Origin of the sequence: Streptomyces sp. CA-278952 (assembly GCF_028747205.1) — a bacterium.
Classification (GTDB): Bacteria; Actinomycetota; Actinomycetes; order Streptomycetales; family Streptomycetaceae; genus Streptomyces.
Genome location: NZ_CP112880.1, coordinates 528,203 through 544,667 on the forward strand (window position 1 = coordinate 528,203; position 16,465 = coordinate 544,667).

Below are 16,465 nucleotides of genomic sequence, written 5' to 3' on the forward strand. Positions count from 1 at the left end.
CTGTCAGGACAACGGTGCGCGGTCCGTGCCGGTGATGGCGGCGCCCAGCTCCGTGAACTCCTCCTCGACCGCGGCGGCGAGCCGGTCGAGGTCGGGCAGCGCCTTGCCGTCGGCAACCAGTCCCACGTGCACCCGGCCGCCGTAGGTGGTCAGGGCGACCGCCAGGGACTGGCCCCGGGCCAGCGGGGCCATGGGGTAGAGGGCGGTCAACGGGCAGCCGCCCAGCGAGAGCGCGGAGCGGGGCAGCGGCACGCTGGTGACCAGCACGTCGAAGAGCATACGGGCGGCGTTGGCCGCCAGTGGCGCGCCGAACCGGTGGGCCAGCGGGGGCAGTTGGTCGGCCAGTACGGCGACGGCTCCGGCGCCCTTCAGGGGACCGGCCGCCTTGTTGCGGTCCATCGCCGTCCGGACCGCCCGGAGCCGCCCGCGCGGGTCGGCCTCGGCGACCGGCAGGTCGAGCAGATAGGCGGAGAGCCGGTTGCCGGTGGTGGAGTGGCCACCGGGCCGGCGGCGGGAGACGGGGACCAGGGCGCGCGGGTCGGCGGCGGACAGCGGTTCACCGCGCCCGGCCATCCAGCGGCGCAGCGCACCGGCGACGACGGCGAGGAGGATGTCGTTGGCGGTGCCGCCCTCGGCGCGCCGGATCCGCTGGAGGTCCCCGGCGTCGAGGTCGGCGGTGGCCAGGCGGCGGGTGCCGCTGGAGGGTGCGGTGAAGGCGGTCGTGGAGCGCAGGTCGAGGCGGCCCGCGCGGACGACGGAGGCCCCCACGCCGAGCGCCCGGCCGACCTCGCCGATCCGGCCGAGGGCCATGCCCGCCATCTCCCGGGGGTCGGGCAGCCAGGAGCGGGGCGGGACGGCGGGGCGGCCCCGGGCAGCGGGGCGGGCGCTGGTGACGGCGGCGATCTCGTCGAAGATCCCGGCCCCGATGGCGACCGCCCGCATCCCGTCGGCCAGGGCGTGGTGGCGGCAGGGCCGGGTGCGGCCGGTCCTCCGCAGTCAATCGTTTGCGGTCGGTTACGGTCAAGTACAGACATGTTACGTACTGTTACGTCGCGGTGGGCGGTTCAGCGGGCCGGAATGAGGAACTCGCACCACACGCATTTGCCGCTGCCACGGGATTCCACGCCCCAGACGTCGGCCAGCCGGTCGACCAGCATCAGGCCGCGTCCCGACACTCCCGACTCCCCCGCGTCGCGGCGCCGGGGCAGTGCGCTGGAGCGGTCCTCGACGTCGACGCGCAGCCGCCGCTCGGTTCCGGCGAGCACCCGGATCGTCACGACGGCGCCGCCGTCGGTGTGCATGAGGGCGTTGGTGATCAGTTCGTCGGCCGCGAGTTCGATCTCGTCGGCCCGGTCCTTCGCTCCCCAGGCCCGGACCGCGGCCCGGATCATGTGCCGGGACGAACTCAGCGCCTCGGGGTCGTTCTGGGCGACGTGCTGCTGGAGGCGACCGCCCGGCTGCGGGGCGTGCGCGGCCCGGCGGCGCAGCAGCAGGACCGCGACGTCGTCCTGGCCGCCGCGCTCGTCGACGGCGTCGCAGAGCTGGTCGGCCAGCTTCTGCAGGTCCTGGGGGCCGTTGGTGACGAGGGCGGTGAGGTGTTGCATGCCTTCGTCGAGGTCGAGGCCCGGCAGCTCGACGAGGCCGTCGGTGAACAGGACCATCGTCTGGCCGGGATCCAGTTCGACCGTGCCGACCGGGTACTCCAGTCGGCCGAACTCCGCCGAGAGGCCGAGCGGCAGCCCGCCCTCGGACGGCATCCTGCGGCAGCTCCCGTCCACGTCCCGCACCAGCGGGTCGACGTGTCCGGCGCGGACCAGTTGGACGACGCCGGTGGTGAGGTCGACCTCGGCGTAGGTGCAGGTGGCGAAGCGGTCGGTGTCCAGTTCGTGGAGGAAGACGGAGGCACGCGCCATGACCGTGGCGGGGCTGTGCCCCTCGGCGGCGTACGCGCGCAGGACGATCCTGAGCTGCCCCATGACGGCGGCCGCGTGGGTGTCGTGCCCCTGGACGTCCCCGATGACGGCGCCGACCCGGCCGCCGGGCAGCGGGATCAGGTCGTACCAGTCGCCGCCGATGTCCCGGCCGAGGCGGGCCGAGCGATAGCGGACGGCGACCTGCGCCCCGGGCACGGCCGGGATCCGGCGCGGCAGCATCGCCTGCTGGAGGCCCTCGGCGAGGTCGTGGTCCTGTTCGTAGAGCATCGCGCGCTGGAGGCTCTGGGCGATCGAGGTGCCGAGCGCCATCAGCAGGTTGCGTTCGTCGGCGGTGAAGCCCCCCTTGTCCCGGTAGAGGAGGCCGAGTGCGCCGATCGGGCGGGCCTGCGCGATCAGCGGCATGTAGGCGGCGGAGGTGATCCCGAGGTGGCTGATGTTCCTCCACAGGATCGGGTAGGAGGTGGCGAAGTCGTCGGCGGACTCGATGAAGCGGGGGGTCAGGGTGCGCACCACTTCGCTCATCGGGTACTGCTCGTCCACCCGGGTGTACCGGGTGCCGGGGACGTACGCGCCCTCGGGGCCGTCGGCCACGAGGTGGATGCGGCCGGACTCCAGCAGACCCATGACGAGGCTGGTGGCTCCGAGGTGGGCGAGCCCCTGGGAGTTCTTGAGGACGGCGATGACGTCCTTGACGGTACGGGCGTGGGCCAGCGCGGCGGTGGTGCCCTCGACCAGGCTGGTGCGCCGGCGGCGGTCCTCGTCCAGCTCGCGCCGGGCGGTGGAGTCGGCCAGTTCCTGGGTGGCGTCGCGGACGATCCCGATGATGCGGTGCGGGCGGCCGGTGCCGTCCCGGCGGACGAAGCCCTGGGTGTGGGTCCAGCGCAGCGTGCCGTCGCGGCGCTGGATGCGGAAATAGGCGCCGTACTCGGTGCGCCCGCTCTTCAGGGCGTGCGAGACCATCCCGTCCAGACGCTGGGCCTCGTCCGTCGGCACGCGCGGCGCCAGCGAGGCCGGCCGGCCGTCGTACTCGTCCGCGGTCAGGTCGAACACACCGAGGGCGGCCCGGTCCATGTGCATGAGGCCGGTGTCGAGATCCCAGTCGAAGCTGCCCATACGGTTCAGGGCGAGGCTGAGGTCCGGGTGGGCGGGCCAGTCGTCGGGGAGTGACAGGGCACCCGCTACCCGATCATCCATGTGGGCCACTCTGCCACCATTTATCCGATTCTTCTCGTCCGATTCGTCGACGGTTCCGTACGGGGCCGACGTTGGCGCCGTACGGGTTCCGCGGACAGGGCACTCAGCCCCTGACATCCGGTCCGGTCAGCCGGCGAACACGTCGTCGAGGCCCGCCTCCATGGGCTCGTCCGGCTCCACGGGCGCTTCCGGCTCAAAGGGGCCGTCGGGCACCGCCGGCTCGTCCGGCTCGGCGGGGAAGACCTGCGTCGGCTCCGGCGCGACGTCCGGGTCGCCCTCCTCCTCGTACTCCCACGGCTCCTCGGGCGGCGTGTCACCGAAGTCGTCGGACGGCTCCGGCGGTCCGGGATCCGTGGGCTCCGCCGGCTCGGAGGGGGGCGGCTCGGACGGGGCGGTGTCCGGGGGCGCGGACTCTGAGGGACGGCCCGGCGACGGGAAGAGCAGGTCGGCGTCCGGCTCGTAGGGTGGCGGGTCGTCCGGGGTGCGGTCGCGGCCGCCGCTGTCGCCCATGGCCCGCTCGATCCAGCTGTTGTCGGCGGCGTTCACGATGATCAGGCTCGTGGCCGCCTTGACGCCGGGCTCGACGGCCACGATGCGCGCGGGGTCGTAGCCGGGCCAGCGCTCCCCCCGGTGGGCGGCCTTTCCGTCGGCGACCACGGGCGGGGCCAGCGGGTTGCCGCAGGCGCAGCGGACGCGGGGCATCCCCCGGCTGTCGACCAGGACGGCGGTGCCCGCCTGGAGCACGGCCTGGAAGGCGGTGGCCGAGCCGGCGCTGTAGCCGTGATTGGTGACCTGGGCGTCGGCGCGCAGGACGACCGGCGTGAGGGACTTCAGGTAGCCCGGGATCTGCACGGCCTCGATGCCGGAGGCGTCGGCGAAGGCGCGCGCCTTGTCCTCGTCGTCGGCCAGGAGGGAGGCCTGCTGTTCGACGTCGCAGGCGGCGACCGACCGGGTGCCGCCGTAGAGCCCCGGTACGGCTCCGGAGACCGGATGGACCGTCCGGGTGGTGGAGGTCGGTTCGGCGTCCGGCGCACCGGCGGAGGGCGGGGAGGCCGTCGCCAGCGCCGTGGAAACGGTGAACGGGCCGGGGCCGGGGGAGGCGAGCGGCTGGAGGAGGACGTCCTTGGCCTCCGCGGTGCCCGTGGTGCCCTTCGCCGTACGGTCGTCGCCGCCTCCGCAGCCGGCGACGGCGAACAGCACTCCGGCGGACAGCGCGGCGAGCGCGGTACGCCGGTTACGTCTGGGTGAGCGCACAGAGCTCTCCTGCCTGTCCCTGGGGAACGGATGGGTGTCACCATCTGTGCCGCACCGAGGACGGTCCCGCAAGCGGACAGTCGGCCGCGCCCCATCTTGAACACGTTCAATAAACCCTCTACTCTCACTCACAGAACTTGAACACGTTCAAAGCGAGTCGTTCAGCAAGGGGAAGTCATGTCCGCACTGGTCAACGCCATCGTGATGCTGGGCATGCTCGTCGTCGTGCCGGCGGGGCTGCGGCTGACCGAACGGCGGGAGCTGGACCGGATCCGGCGGCTCTGGCCCCTGTTCGCCGTGCCGGGCACCGTCGCCCTCTGGCTGCCGCGCTCCACCGCGGCCACGGCGCTCGCCTGCTGCTACGCGCTCGGAGCCGTCCTGCTCGCCCTGCACGCCCCGCGGCGGGCGGTCCGCGGCCGGGACCTCGACCCGGCGGGGATCGCGCTGCTCACTGCGCTGGTCACCCCGGCCGTCGCCGCGGTCGCCCTGGTCGCCGAACGGTCGGGGCACGAGCTGTTCGGGTTCGACCTCGGCATCCTGGCCCTGACCGTGCCGCACTTCCACTTCGCCGGATTCGCCGCCGCCCTGATCGCCGGGCTGGTCTGCCGGGTCTCCGACGGCCCGGCGGGCCGCTTCGCCGCGCTGAGCGTGCCGCTGGGCACCCTGCTCGTCCTCGTCGGATACTTCATCGGCGACTGGGCCGAGCTCGCCGGGGCCTTGGTCCTCACCGCCGGCATGTGGACGGTCGGCCTGCTGACCTGGCGCCTGGGGCGCGCCGGCGGCCGGGACCGGACGACCAGGCTCCTCCTGCTCGCCTCCGCCGCCGTCCTGGTGGCGACGATGCTGCTCGCACTGAGCTGGGCGCTCGGCGAGGCGACCGGACTGCCCCACCCCACCCTGACCTGGATGGCCGCCACCCATGGCCTGGGCAACGCGCTGGGCTTCGCGCTCTGCTCGCTGCTGGCCTGGCGGCGCATCCGCACCGAGGAACCCGACCGCCCCGCAGGACCCGACCGCACCGGAGGCAGGACCGCATGAGCACCCTCACCTACCCGGAGGTCGGCGCGACCCGCCTCGGCCCGCTCCCCCGGGGTTACCACCACCTCCACCACCGCACCCGGATCGGCCGGGGCGCGGCGGACTTCGCCACCGCCGGAGCGGCGGTGACCGAATGGCGGATGCACCGCGCCTCGGGCGCGCGGGTGGAGGCCCCGGGGCGGCGCGCGGAGCCGGGCGGGAGCGTCCGGGTCTCCCTCGGGATCGGGCCGCTGCGCTTCACAGCCCCCTGCGAGGTCATCTGGACGGCGTACGGGGAGGACGGCCGCACCGGCTTCGGTTACGGCACCCTCGCCGGGCATCCGGAGCGCGGCGAGGAGTGCTTCGTGGTGGATCTCGCGCACGACGGCACGGTGTGGTTCACGGTGCTGGCGTTCTCGCGCCCGGCGTCCTGGTACGCCCGGCTCGGCGGACCGCTCGTGCCCCTCGTGCAGCACTGGTACGCCCGCAGGCTCGGCCGCACTCTGCGCCGGATCGTCGCCACGAGCTGACCCCCCGCCACGACCCGCAGGGCCCCGGGCCGCGCCCTGGCCGATACTGACAGGGATGGACTGGTTCACCGCGGACGGCTACTGGCTGAGCCGGCTGATCTTCCAGCGGGCTCTGGCCGTGGTCTATCTGGTCGCCTTCCTCTCCGCCGCGCTCCAGTTCCGGGCGCTGATCGGCGAGCGCGGCATGCTGCCCGTCCCCGAGCTGCTGCGGCGCACGCCCTGGCGGGCCGCCCCGGGGCTCTTCCGGCTGCACTACTCGGACCGCTTCTTCGCCGGCGTCGCCTGGAGCGGCTGCGCCGTCTCGGTGGCCCTGATCGCCGGTCTCGACGGGCTGCTGCCCCTGGGCGGCGGCATGCTGGTCTGGGCGCTGCCGTGGGTGCTGTATCTGTCGATCGTCCAGGTGGGGCAGGTCTGGTACGGATTCGGCTGGGAGTCGCTGCTGCTGGAGACGGGGTTCCTGGCCGTCTTTCTCGGCACCGGGGACACGGCCGCGCCGGTGCTGGTGCTGTGGCTGCTGCGGTGGCTGCTCTTCCGGGTGGAATTCGGCGCGGGGCTGATCAAGATGCGCGGGGACGCGTGCTGGCGGAAGCTGACCTGCCTGGACCACCACCACGAGACGCAGCCGATGCCGGGGCCGCTGAGCTGGTTCTTCCACCATCTGCCGAGGCCCGTGCACCGGGTGGAGACCGCCGCCAACCACCTCACCCAGCTGTTGGTGCCCTTCCTGCTGTTCACCCCGCAGCCGGTGGCGAGCGCGGCGGCCGGTCTGATGGTCCTCACCCAGCTCTGGCTGGTCCTGTCGGGGAACTTCGCCTGGCTGAACTGGCTCACCATCGCTCTGGCGCTCTCCGCGATCGACTGGACCCCCCTGGCCGGGCCGCCGCCCGCCCAGGCCGCGCCGCCCCTCTGGTACGAGGTGGTGGTCATCGCGGTGACCACCCTGGTCCTCGTGCTCAGCTACCGCCCGGTGCGCAATCTGCTCTCGCGGCGGCAGGCGATGAACCGGTCCTACGATCCCCTGCACCTGGTCAACACCTACGGGGCGTTCGGCTCCATCAGCCGGATGCGGCTGGAGGTCGTGGTGGAGGGCAGCGCCGATCCGGTGGGGCGCGAGGGGGCCGAGTGGCGGGAGTACGGCTTCCGCGGCAAGCCCGGCGATCCGCGGCGGCTGCCACGCCTGTTCGCCCCGTACCATCTGCGGCTCGACTGGATGATGTGGTTCGCTGCACTCTCCCCCGCGTACGCCCGCCCCTGGTTCGGGCCCTTCGCCGATCGGCTGCTCGACGGCGACCGGGACACACTCCGGCTGCTCGGGCACAATCCGTTCCCCGACGGACCGCCCCGGCAGGTGCGAGCCCGGGTGTTCCGCTACCGGTTCACCGGGCTCCGGGAGCTGCGGGCCACCGGATGCTGGTGGCACCGCACCTATGTCCGGGAATTCCTGCGGCCCGTCTCCCGGCCGCTGCCGCCGGAGCGGGAGAGCGGGGAGACGGGCCGCGGGAGGCGCTGAGCGGTCAGTCGATGCCGGGCAGGATGTGCGGTTCGGCGAGGTCGTCCTCGTATCCGGCGAGCCGGATCGGGGCGGACCTGGCCCAGACCTCGATGTTCCGCAGCTTCTCGGGGCGGCCGGGCCGCCCCGCGTTCCGTTCGGCGGGGCGCATTTCGCGCTCGGTCAGTTCCGGTGTCGTCACCGCGCACTCCTTCGTGTCGCGTCGCCCGGGGCGTCGCCGTCGCCCCGACGGCGATGCCGGGGCGCGACCGCCCCGCGCGGGGCAGGGGTTGGGATATGTCGGTCGCGGTGGCGCCGGTTCGGGGCGGAACAGCGGCCGGGTTTCCGACCATGTCCCAGGACGGTCGGGGAACCTTCGTGGGCTCCTCGATGACGTCCGTTCGCCTCAGCCTAACCAAATGAGCACCACCGCGCTCGATAGAACGTGTGCGGTAGGTCACTTTCGGCCACCGGGTACAGCGAAAACCCGGCCCGGGAACACCCTGGGCCGGGTTTTCGGCCGTCGCACGGGGCCGACGGGCCGGTTGAGCCGTTCGGGTTACCAGTTGGCGGGGGCGTAGTCCTTGAGGAAGCAGCCGTAGAGGGCCTCGCCGCCCTCACCGCGCACGATCGGGTCGTAGACCCGGGCCGCGCCGTCGACCAGGTCGAGGGGGGCGTGGAAGCCCTCCTCGGCGAGGCGCATCTTGTCCGGGTGCGGGCGCTCGTCGGTGATCCAGCCGGTGTCCACGGCCGTCATCAGGATGCCGTCCTTCTCGAACATCTCCTGGGCGCTGGTGCGCGTCAGCATGTTGAGCGCGGCCTTGGCCATGTTGGTGTGCGGGTGGCCGGCGCCCTTGTAGCCGCGGCTGAAGACGCCCTCCATCGCCGAGACGTTGACCACGTACGCGTGGGTCGCGGCGGTCGCCGCCATCGCCGGGCGCAGCCGACTGATCAGGATGAACGGCGCGGTGGAGTTGCAGAGCTGGACTTCGAGGAGCTCGATCGGCTCGACATCCTCGACCGTCTGGACCCAGCTGTTGGTGTCGTGCAGGTCGGGGACGAGGCCGCCGGCGTCGATCGCGGTGCCCGCGGCGATCCGGGCCGGCGAGGCGGAACCGGTGACCAGGGCGAGGTCCGTGACCTCCTGGGCGCTGAGCCGTTCCTTGCGGGCGGCGGGCAGGGCCGCGACCCGGTCGACCGTGCCGCTGCCAAAGGTGCCGATGACCTCGGCGACGGGCAGTTCGCCCGCGGGCAGCGGGGCCGACTCGGCGTTGACCAGCTCGCTGTAGGCGCCCGGGGAGCGGCGCACGGTCTGGGCCGCGTTGTTGATCAGGATGTCCAGCGGGCCCTCGGCGGCGACCGAGTCGGCCAGCGCGACGACCTGGGCCGGGTCGCGGAGGTCGATGCCGACGATCTTCAGCCGGTGGATCCACTCGTCGCTGTCCTCCATCGCCTTGAAGCGGCGGATCGCGTCGTTGGGGAAGCGGGTGGTGATGGTGGTGTGCGCGCCGTCGCGCAACAGCCGCAGCGCGATGTACATGCCGATCTTCGCCCGGCCGCCGGTGAGCAGCGCCCGGCGTCCGGTCAGATCGGTGCGGGCGTCGCGGCGGGAGCGGTTCTCCTCGGCGCACGACTGGCAGAGCTGGTGGTAGAACGCGTCGACCTCGACGTACCGCGTCTTGCAGATGTAGCAGGACCGGGGCCGCTGGAGGATGCCCGCGATCTCGGCCTGGGCGGAGGAGGAGGGCAGCACGCCCTGCGTCTCGTCGTCGATGCGCTCGGCCGATCCGGTCGCCGTGGCCTCGGTGACGGCCCGGTCGTGGGCGGTCTTCGCGGCGCGGCGCTCCTGGCGGCGGCGCTGCTTCACGGTGCGGTAGATCCCGGCGGTGGCGCGGCGGACCGCGATGGCGTCCGGGTGGTCCACCTCGATCCGGTCGAGCTCGTCGAGCACGCTCAGGCAGACGGCCAGCCGCTCCGGGTCGATACCGGGACCGAACTCCTCGATTCCGGGAGCGAGCTCCGGGCTGTCCTCTGTCACCGTCATTGCCGTTCCTCTGTCATCTTCTCGCCGCGGATCGTGGATCACCGCAGGCCGAAACACCCCGCCCAAGTTTGCCATGCGCGGGCCACTGCTCTGTTCGAGAGACGTACGGGCGGCGTACGAGCGGCGTACGAGCAAGCCCCGGCGGAGGGGCGCGGATGAGGCCTCCGATGAGGGGCGCTGGAAAACTCTCCGAAAATAAGCGGAAGCGGGGACGCATGACTTCGCGAGGACCGGGCAGGCGACCGTCCGACACATTGGGCAGCAGGGAGGGCGACACCATGACGGCGATGTCAGCGCGAGCCACCGGAACGACGACGCTGAGCGACAGCGAGACCGGTGCGCGGACGGCGGACGTCACCACCGGAGAGCTGCCCTGGGTCGAGGACGCCGGAAAGATCGCCCCGCGGGACGCACGGGCCCTGTCGAAGATCTTCTTCGACCGGCTCCAGGTCCTGGAGGAGGGCACCCATGAGCACCAGTACGCGCGCAACACCCTGATCGAGATGAATCTCTCCCTGGTGCGCTTCGCCGCCTCCCGGTTCCGCAACCGCGGCGGCGACGACACCGAGGACATCATCCAGGTCGGCACGATCGGCCTGATCAAGGCGATCGACCGGTTCGACCTGTCCCGCGAGGTCGAGTTCGCGACCTTCGCCGTGCCCTACATCGTCGGGGAGATCAAGCGCTTCTTCCGCGACACCACCTGGTCCGTGCATGTACCGCGGCGGCTCCAGGAGCTGCGGGTGGATCTCGCCAAGGCGAAGGAGCAGCTCTCCGCGGAGCTCGACCGAGACCCCACCGTCAAGGAACTGGCCGCCCACCTCGACCTCCCCGAGGAGGAGATCATCGAGGGGCTCGTGGCCGCCAACGGCTACTCGGCCGGCTCCCTCGACACCCCCTCCGCGGACAGCGACTCGGGCCAGGAGCAGCGGGCGTACGCCGATGTCCTCGGCGAGGCCGACCCGGGCATGGAGACCGTCGAGAACCTGCACACCCTGGCCCCGCTGCTGGACCGGCTCGACGACCGGGAGCGCCGGATCGTGCAGATGCGCTTCGGGGCGGAGATGACGCAGTCGCAGATCGGCGCGGAGCTGGGCGTGTCCCAGATGCACGTGTCGCGGCTGCTCAGCAGGATCGTCCAGCAGCTGCGCAAGGGCATGAGCGTCGAGGCATGACGCTGCGGGTCCCCTCGCTCGATTATGCTTCCTGACGATCAGGCCGGACGAACCGCGCCGTCGGACGAGGAGGTGGAGGGTTGACCGAGTCGCCCATCGGCACAGCGCCGATTCCTGTGGGCATCTCCGGGATTCCCTCCCAGCAGGTCGGGGGCTCGCACCACCCCGAGGGCCCGCTGTGGAGTCTGAACGCGTCGATCCTGCTCGTGGAGGACGACGCGGGTGACGCGCTGCTCGTCGAGGAGATGCTCACCGACAGCGAGCTGGATTCCGCCCTCACCTGGTGCAAGACCCTGGCCGAGGCGCGCGCCTTCCTGAGCGTGGCCACCACCCCGGTGTGCGTGCTTTTGGACCTGCACCTTCCCGACGTCCACGGCTTGGACGCCGTGCGCCAGATCCTGGAGTCCGACAGCGACGCCGCGATCGTCGTCCTCACCGGTCTGGAGGAGTCCGGCACCGGCCTCCGCGCGGTCGCCGGTGGCGCCCAGGACTACCTGGTCAAGGGCCGCCTGGGCCCGGAGGTGCTCTCGCGCGCGATCCGCTACGCCCTCCAGCGCAAGGAAGTGGAACGGGCCGCCGCCGCGCTGCGCGCCAACCGGCTGACCGCCCAGGAGAACGCCCGGCTGGAGCGCGGGCTGCTGCCGGTCCCCCTGCTGCGGGACGACCGCTTCCGGGCGCGCGCCCGCTACGAGCCGGGGCGGGTCCACGGGCTGTTGAGCGGTGACTTCTACGACGTCGTGCAGACCGCGGACGGCACGGTGCACGCGGTGATCGGCGATGTCTCCGGGCACGGGGCCGCCGAGGCCGCGCTCGGCGTGTGTCTGCGGGTGGCCTGGCGCACCGCCGTGCTCTGCGGTACGTCCCACCCCGAGCAGATAGCCCTGCTGGAGGAGATCCTGGTCGCCGAGCGCTCGGACTCGCACGTCTTCGCCACCGTCACCTCGCTGGCGTTCCCGCCCGGGCAGCGGCACGCGCAGGTCCTGCGGGCCGGTCACCCCGGCCTGCTGCTGCGCGAGGGCACGGACGTGACCTGGGTGGAGCCCGAGGGCGGCATGGCGCTCGGGCTGCTGCCCGGGGCCGGCCGGTGGCCGACGGTCGACATCCCGCTGACGCCCGGTGCGGGTCTCGTACTCTTCACGGACGGGCTCTTCGAGGGGCGGGACGGCCCCGACAGCCGCCTCGGCGAGGAAGGGCTGCTCGCGATGGCACGGGCCAACGGACACCTGCCGGCGCGCGCGTTCGTCGACGCCCTGGTCGCGGGGGCCGCGGACGGAGCCGCCCCTTACGGCGGCCTGGCGGACGACGTGGCCGTGCTGCATCTGGGCTGGGGATCGGAATCCGATGAGCGGTGACATGACGAAGAACCCCGCGCCGGGCGGCCTCGCCTCGCGGCTGGCGGTGCAGAACTGGGTCCATCTCATACTCGGCGGATTCATCGTGGTGGTCTGCGCCTGTCTGGTGATCGGCGGGCTGGTGATGACCCGGATCTCCGACCGCACGACCGAGCTGGTGGACCGCATCCAGCCCGCCAGATCCGCGTCCTTCCAGCTCCAGAACTCCCTGCTCGACCAGGAGACCGGGATCAGGGGCTTCGCGCTGACCGGCGACGACTCCTTTCTCGACCCGTACGAGGCGGGGAAGGCAGCCGAGCAGGAGCGCCTCGCACAGGTCCGGCGGCTGGTGGGGCCCGGCAGCCGGTACGCCGACGACCTCGACGCCATCGCCTCCGCCGCCGAGAAGTGGCGGCGGAGCAAGGCCGAGCCGCTGATCGCGACGGTCCGGGAGCAGGGGCCCAGCGAGGCCGTCACCTCGGCCCAGTTGCAGCGCAGCAAGGCGGACTTCGACCAGCTGCGGCAGGCGTACGGCGCCCAGCAGGGGCATCTCGCCGAGGCCCGCGACCAGGCGCGCAGCGACCTCGGCGCGGCGCGCACCACCCGCGACCGGGTGGGGATCGTGCTGGTCACCGTCTTCGTGGCTACCGTGGCGGCGCTGAGCCTGCTGCTCCACCGGGTGGTGGGTGTCCCGCTGAACCGGCTGCGCGCCGCGTCCGACCGTGTCAGGGCGGGGGCCTTCGGAACGCGGATCGAGATCAAGGGGCCGTCCGACGTGCAGGCCGTGGCCTGGGCGGTGGAGGACATGCGGCGGCGGCTTGCCGACGAGCTGGCCGAGGCGCAGGACCGCGAGGCCCTGCTGGCGGAGCAGACCCAGGAGCTGCGTCGTTCCAATGCGGAGCTGGAGCAGTTCGCGTACGTCGCCTCGCACGACCTCCAGGAGCCGTTGCGCAAGGTCGCGTCCTTCTGCCAGCTCCTGGAGAAGCGGTACGGCGAGGAGCTCGACGAGCGGGGCAAGCAGTACATCGCCTTCGCGGTGGACGGCGCCAAGCGAATGCAGGTGCTCATCAACGACCTGCTGACGTTCTCGCGGGTGGGCCGGGTGCAGGAGAGCTGGAAGCCGGTCGATCTGGACCGGGCCCTGGACCGTGCCCTGGCCAATGTGACCCTCGCGATCGAGGAGTCGGGGGCGGTGGTCGAGCGGCCGGAGTCCCTGCCCGAACTGCTCGGGGACGCGACCGCCCTCACCATGGTCTGGCAGAACCTCGTCGGCAACGCGGTGAAGTTCCGCCGGGAGGGCGTCCCGTGCCGGATCTCGGTCGCCTGCGTACGCGAGGACGCGGACTGGCATCTGACGGTGTCGGACAACGGGATCGGGATCGCGCCCGAGTTCGCGGACAAGGTGTTCGTCATCTTCCAGCGGCTGCACGCCCGTGACGAGTACGAGGGCACGGGCATCGGCCTCGCGCTCTGCCGGAAGATCGTCGAGTTCCACGGTGGCCGGATCTGGCTGGAGCCCGAACCGGGCGAAGGCACCCGCATCCACTTCACCCTGCCGGTGGCGCCCGAGGCGCCCACGCACACCACGGCGGAGCTGCTCGCTCCCGCCCTGCTCACCAGCCAGCCGGGAGATCCTTCGTGAACACCCCTGTCCAGCCCATCGAGGTCCTGCTCGTCGAGGACGACCCCGGCGACGAGCTGATGACCCGTGAGGCCTTCGAGGACAACAAGATCCGCAACACCCTGCACGTCGTGCGCGACGGACAGGAGGCGCTGGACTTCCTCTACCGACGCGGCGAGTACACCGAGGCCCCCCGCCCGGACCTGGTGCTGCTGGACCTGAACCTGCCCAGGTACGACGGCCGGCAGGTGCTGGAACAGATCAAGGGCGACCCGGAACTCTCCCTCATCCCCGTGGTCGTGCTCACCACGTCCTCGGCCGAGGAGGACATCCTGCGCAGCTACAAACTCCACGCCAACGCGTACGTGACGAAGCCGGTGGACCTCGACCAGTTCATCGCCGCGGTGCGCCAGATCGACGAGTTCTTCGTGACCGTGGTGCGGCTGCCCGGACGTGCGTAGGATCGGTCCGGATCTCCTGGAGTGGGATCGTTCGCCAGGGGTAGACGCATGGCGGAAAAGGTCTCCGACCTCACTGCGGCGCCTTGGCTGGAGCACATGAACGAACAGGTCACCTCCCCACCGGAAGACCCGGGTCAGGGGCTGGCTACCGCCGAGGTACTGCTCTGCGCCGAGGTCTTCGACGGCGAGCCGGGCTGCATCGCGCTGGCCCGTGCGCTCGCCGACCGCTTCCTGACCCGACTCCAGGTGGAGTGCCTCGCCCTGATCGGCGAGCACACGCGCAGCGACCTGATGCTGGCCGTGAGCGAGCTGGTGACCAACGCCGACCGCTACAGCCACGGCCCCTACCTGCTGGAGCTGGAGGGCAACGCGCGGCTCATCAGCGTCACGGTGTACGACAGCAGCACCGCGATGCCCGTGCTGTACGCCCCGGACCCGTCCCGCCTCGGCGGTCACGGCATGGAGATCGTGGTGGCCCTGTGCGACCGGCTCACGGCCGAGCGGGTGCCGGTGGGCAAGCGGATCCGGGCGGAGTTCCAGCTCAGCACCTGAGCAGCACCGCAAGACCGGCCGGCGTCCCTCAGGCGTCGAGCACTGCGGTGGCCTCGACCTCCACCAGGTGTTCGGGGATGTCCAGGGCCGCGACGCCCAGCAGGGTGCCGGGCGCTCGGGGCGTGGTGCCCAGCCTCGCGGCGGCCCGGTCCACACCCTCCAGGAACGCGGGCATCTTCTCGGGCGTCCAGTCCACGACGTACACGGTCAGCTTCGCCACGTCGTCGAAGGTGCCGCCGACCGCGGCGAGGGCAGTGCCGATGTTCACGTAAGCCTGCTCGACCTGCGCGGCGAGGTCGCCCTCGCCGACGGTGGCGCCCTTCGCGTCCCAGGCGACCTGCCCGGCGACGAAGACCAGCTTCGATCCGGTCGCGACCGACACCTGCCGGTAGGCGCCGATCTCCGGCAGTCCGCTCGGGTTCACCAGGGTGATGGCCATGCTGCCCGCCTCCTCGTCCTGGGGGCTGTGCCCCCTCTTGCCACCGGACCGGCCGATTCCCGGTCACTCGTGGTTACTGGGAACGGTAGGAGAGTCGCCGCTGACATGGAAGAACGCACTTTTAGGTGACGGGGGAACCTGATGGTGACCCAGCGGTTCAGGCCTGAGCGCCACGCCCCCGACGCTCAGGCCACGACCCGGTCCCCGGGCCGGCCGAACCAGTCCAGGCACAGCACCAGTGCGTCGTCGAGCGTCTCCGTTCCCCGGTACTCCGCCAGTTCGCCGAGAATCGCGCGCGGCACGGTGGCGGCCGGGAGCAGCCGTGTCGACTGGATGGCGCGGGCCAGCGCGCGTTCCCCGTACGCCTCGCCGAGCGGGGACACCGCCTCGTAGACGCCGTCGCTGAGCAGCAGCAGCCGGTCGCCGGGCTCCACGTGGAACTCCTGGACCGTGTACTGCGACTCCTCGAACATCCCGAGCGGCAGCTGTGCTTCCAGTTCGATCCGGCGGACCTCCCGGCCGCGCTGCATCCACAGCTGCGGCGATCCCGCGTCGACGACGCCGACCCGTCCGGTCGCCAGCTCGAAGCGGAGCAGCAGGGTGGAGACGTGGGACGCGCCGCGGTGCTGGTCGTAGAGGGCCTGGTCGGCCAGGGCCGCCTGGTCCGCGATGCCGATGCCGGCCCGGCGGGCGTTGCGCAGGGCGTTGACGGCGAGATTGGTGAGGAGGGAGGCCTGTATGCCCTCGCCCATGCCGTTGGTCACCGCGAGGGTCAGCTCGTCGGCGTCGGCGGCCCAGTCGAAGTTGTCCCCGTGGATGGCGTACGCGGGCTCCAGCTGGGCCCCGATCGCGAACTCGGCAGCGGTGCAGGCGCGGGCGGGCAGCAGCTGCCACTGCATCTCGGCGGCAAGGGTGAGGCGGGTGGTGCGCCGGGCGCGCTGGTACAGGTCGGTGTCCCGTTCGGCGACGAGGATCTCATGGCCCAGCAGGTCCGCCATGTGGGCCAGCTCGCCGACCAGCTCCGGGGTGGACAGCGCCTGGGGCAGCCGGACGGTGAGGATGCCGAGCCGTTCGCCGCGTACGGTCACGGGCAGGTGGTGGTCGACGGCGTCGTCGTGCCGGACCTGCTGTTCGCGGGGCTCCTGGCTGCCGAACGCCCGGCCCTCGGGGCTGTTGTGGAGGGACAACGGCTCGTTCTCGTCGTCGGGCCGGTCCAGGGACTTGAGGACCCGCAGACCGTAGTCGGCGAGGTGGAGCTCGACCGCGAGGGCCCCGTAGGCGCTGCTGAGCTTGGTGCGCAGGGTGGCCAGCAGGGCGTGCGGCGCTGCGGCCCGTACGGCGGCCTCGATGTCCGTTCGTCTGTTCACGGTCTCTCGCGCATTCTTCGTCCTGTTACGTAGTAGGGGCCGGGGCCGGGCTGACAA

14 protein-coding genes and 1 pseudogene are annotated in these 16,465 nt (G+C 72.1%); 8 read left to right on the top strand and 7 right to left on the bottom strand.

What is annotated here, in order from left to right:
* Positions 1-3: 3 nt before the first annotated feature.
* The 3 genes and pseudogenes from N7925_RS02245 to N7925_RS02255 form a co-directional block, all read right to left on the bottom strand.
* Positions 4-963: pseudogene (locus N7925_RS02245) on the bottom strand (WS/DGAT domain-containing protein); the annotation flags it as partial.
* 101 nt (positions 964-1,064) lie between these two features.
* On the bottom strand, positions 1,065-3,128 hold the full coding sequence (locus N7925_RS02250; protein ID WP_265597798.1) for a SpoIIE family protein phosphatase: 2,064 nt from the start codon (positions 3,126-3,128) through the stop codon (positions 1,065-1,067).
* 126 nt (positions 3,129-3,254) lie between these two features.
* Positions 3,255-4,382 carry a DUF6777 domain-containing protein gene (locus tag N7925_RS02255; protein ID WP_274342847.1) on the bottom strand — a complete coding sequence of 376 codons (1,128 nt, stop codon included), beginning with the start codon at positions 4,380-4,382 and terminating at the stop codon, positions 3,255-3,257.
* Between the two features lie 177 nt (positions 4,383-4,559).
* Here N7925_RS02255 and N7925_RS02260 point away from each other — a divergent pair, with 177 nt between their 5' ends.
* From N7925_RS02260 to N7925_RS02270, 3 genes are read left to right on the top strand one after another with little or no spacing between them, the layout of a single operon-like run.
* Complete coding sequence (locus N7925_RS02260; RefSeq protein ID WP_274342848.1) at positions 4,560-5,420, top strand: YndJ family protein; 861 nt, start codon at positions 4,560-4,562, stop codon at positions 5,418-5,420.
* Positions 5,417-5,929: a DUF1990 family protein gene (locus tag N7925_RS02265; protein WP_274342849.1), complete on the top strand. Its 513-nt coding sequence runs from the start codon at positions 5,417-5,419 to the stop codon at positions 5,927-5,929. The genes N7925_RS02260 and N7925_RS02265 overlap by 4 nt, the downstream gene beginning before the upstream one ends.
* A 55-nt stretch (positions 5,930-5,984) precedes the next feature.
* Complete coding sequence (locus tag N7925_RS02270; RefSeq protein WP_274342850.1) at positions 5,985-7,439, top strand: lipase maturation factor family protein; 1,455 nt, start codon at positions 5,985-5,987, stop codon at positions 7,437-7,439.
* 4 nt (positions 7,440-7,443) lie between these two features.
* Here the strand turns inward: N7925_RS02270 and N7925_RS02275 are convergent, their stop codons facing one another.
* Complete coding sequence (locus N7925_RS02275; RefSeq protein WP_164610478.1) at positions 7,444-7,620, bottom strand: hypothetical protein; 177 nt, start codon at positions 7,618-7,620, stop codon at positions 7,444-7,446.
* Positions 7,621-7,977: 357 nt separating this feature from the next.
* Entirely contained in the window at positions 7,978-9,462 is a 1,485-nt protein-coding gene (locus N7925_RS02280) for an SDR family NAD(P)-dependent oxidoreductase (protein WP_265597803.1), read from the bottom strand.
* 278 nt (positions 9,463-9,740) lie between these two features.
* On the opposite strand from N7925_RS02280, the gene N7925_RS02285 reads away from it, so the two are divergent.
* The 5 genes from N7925_RS02285 to N7925_RS02305 all read left to right on the top strand — a co-directional run bounded on the left by N7925_RS02285 (position 9,741) and on the right by N7925_RS02305 (position 14,602).
* Entirely contained in the window at positions 9,741-10,637 is an 897-nt protein-coding gene (locus tag N7925_RS02285; RefSeq protein WP_265597804.1) for an RNA polymerase sigma factor SigF, read from the top strand.
* 116 nt (positions 10,638-10,753) lie between these two features.
* On the top strand, positions 10,754-11,989 hold the full coding sequence (locus N7925_RS02290) for a PP2C family protein-serine/threonine phosphatase (protein ID WP_265603722.1): 1,236 nt from the start codon (positions 10,754-10,756) through the stop codon (positions 11,987-11,989).
* A 1-nt stretch (position 11,990) separates the two neighbouring features.
* Positions 11,991-13,610, top strand: coding sequence for a sensor histidine kinase (locus N7925_RS02295; RefSeq protein WP_265597805.1), 1,620 nt, complete (start codon positions 11,991-11,993; stop codon positions 13,608-13,610).
* Positions 13,607-14,050 carry a response regulator gene (locus tag N7925_RS02300; RefSeq protein ID WP_069736306.1) on the top strand — a complete coding sequence of 148 codons (444 nt, stop codon included), beginning with the start codon at positions 13,607-13,609 and terminating at the stop codon, positions 14,048-14,050. Before N7925_RS02295 ends, N7925_RS02300 begins: the two co-directional genes overlap by 4 nt.
* 96 nt (positions 14,051-14,146) lie before the next feature.
* Positions 14,147-14,602: an ATP-binding protein gene (locus N7925_RS02305; protein ID WP_265603723.1), complete on the top strand. Its 456-nt coding sequence runs from the start codon at positions 14,147-14,149 to the stop codon at positions 14,600-14,602.
* Between the two features lie 28 nt (positions 14,603-14,630).
* On the opposite strand, the gene N7925_RS02310 is transcribed toward N7925_RS02305, so the two are convergent.
* Positions 14,631-15,041 carry a RidA family protein gene (locus tag N7925_RS02310; RefSeq protein ID WP_274342851.1) on the bottom strand — a complete coding sequence of 137 codons (411 nt, stop codon included), beginning with the start codon at positions 15,039-15,041 and terminating at the stop codon, positions 14,631-14,633.
* A 185-nt stretch (positions 15,042-15,226) separates the two neighbouring features.
* Complete coding sequence (locus N7925_RS02315) at positions 15,227-16,408, bottom strand: PP2C family protein-serine/threonine phosphatase (protein ID WP_265597807.1); 1,182 nt, start codon at positions 16,406-16,408, stop codon at positions 15,227-15,229.
* Positions 16,409-16,465 lie beyond the last annotated feature (57 nt).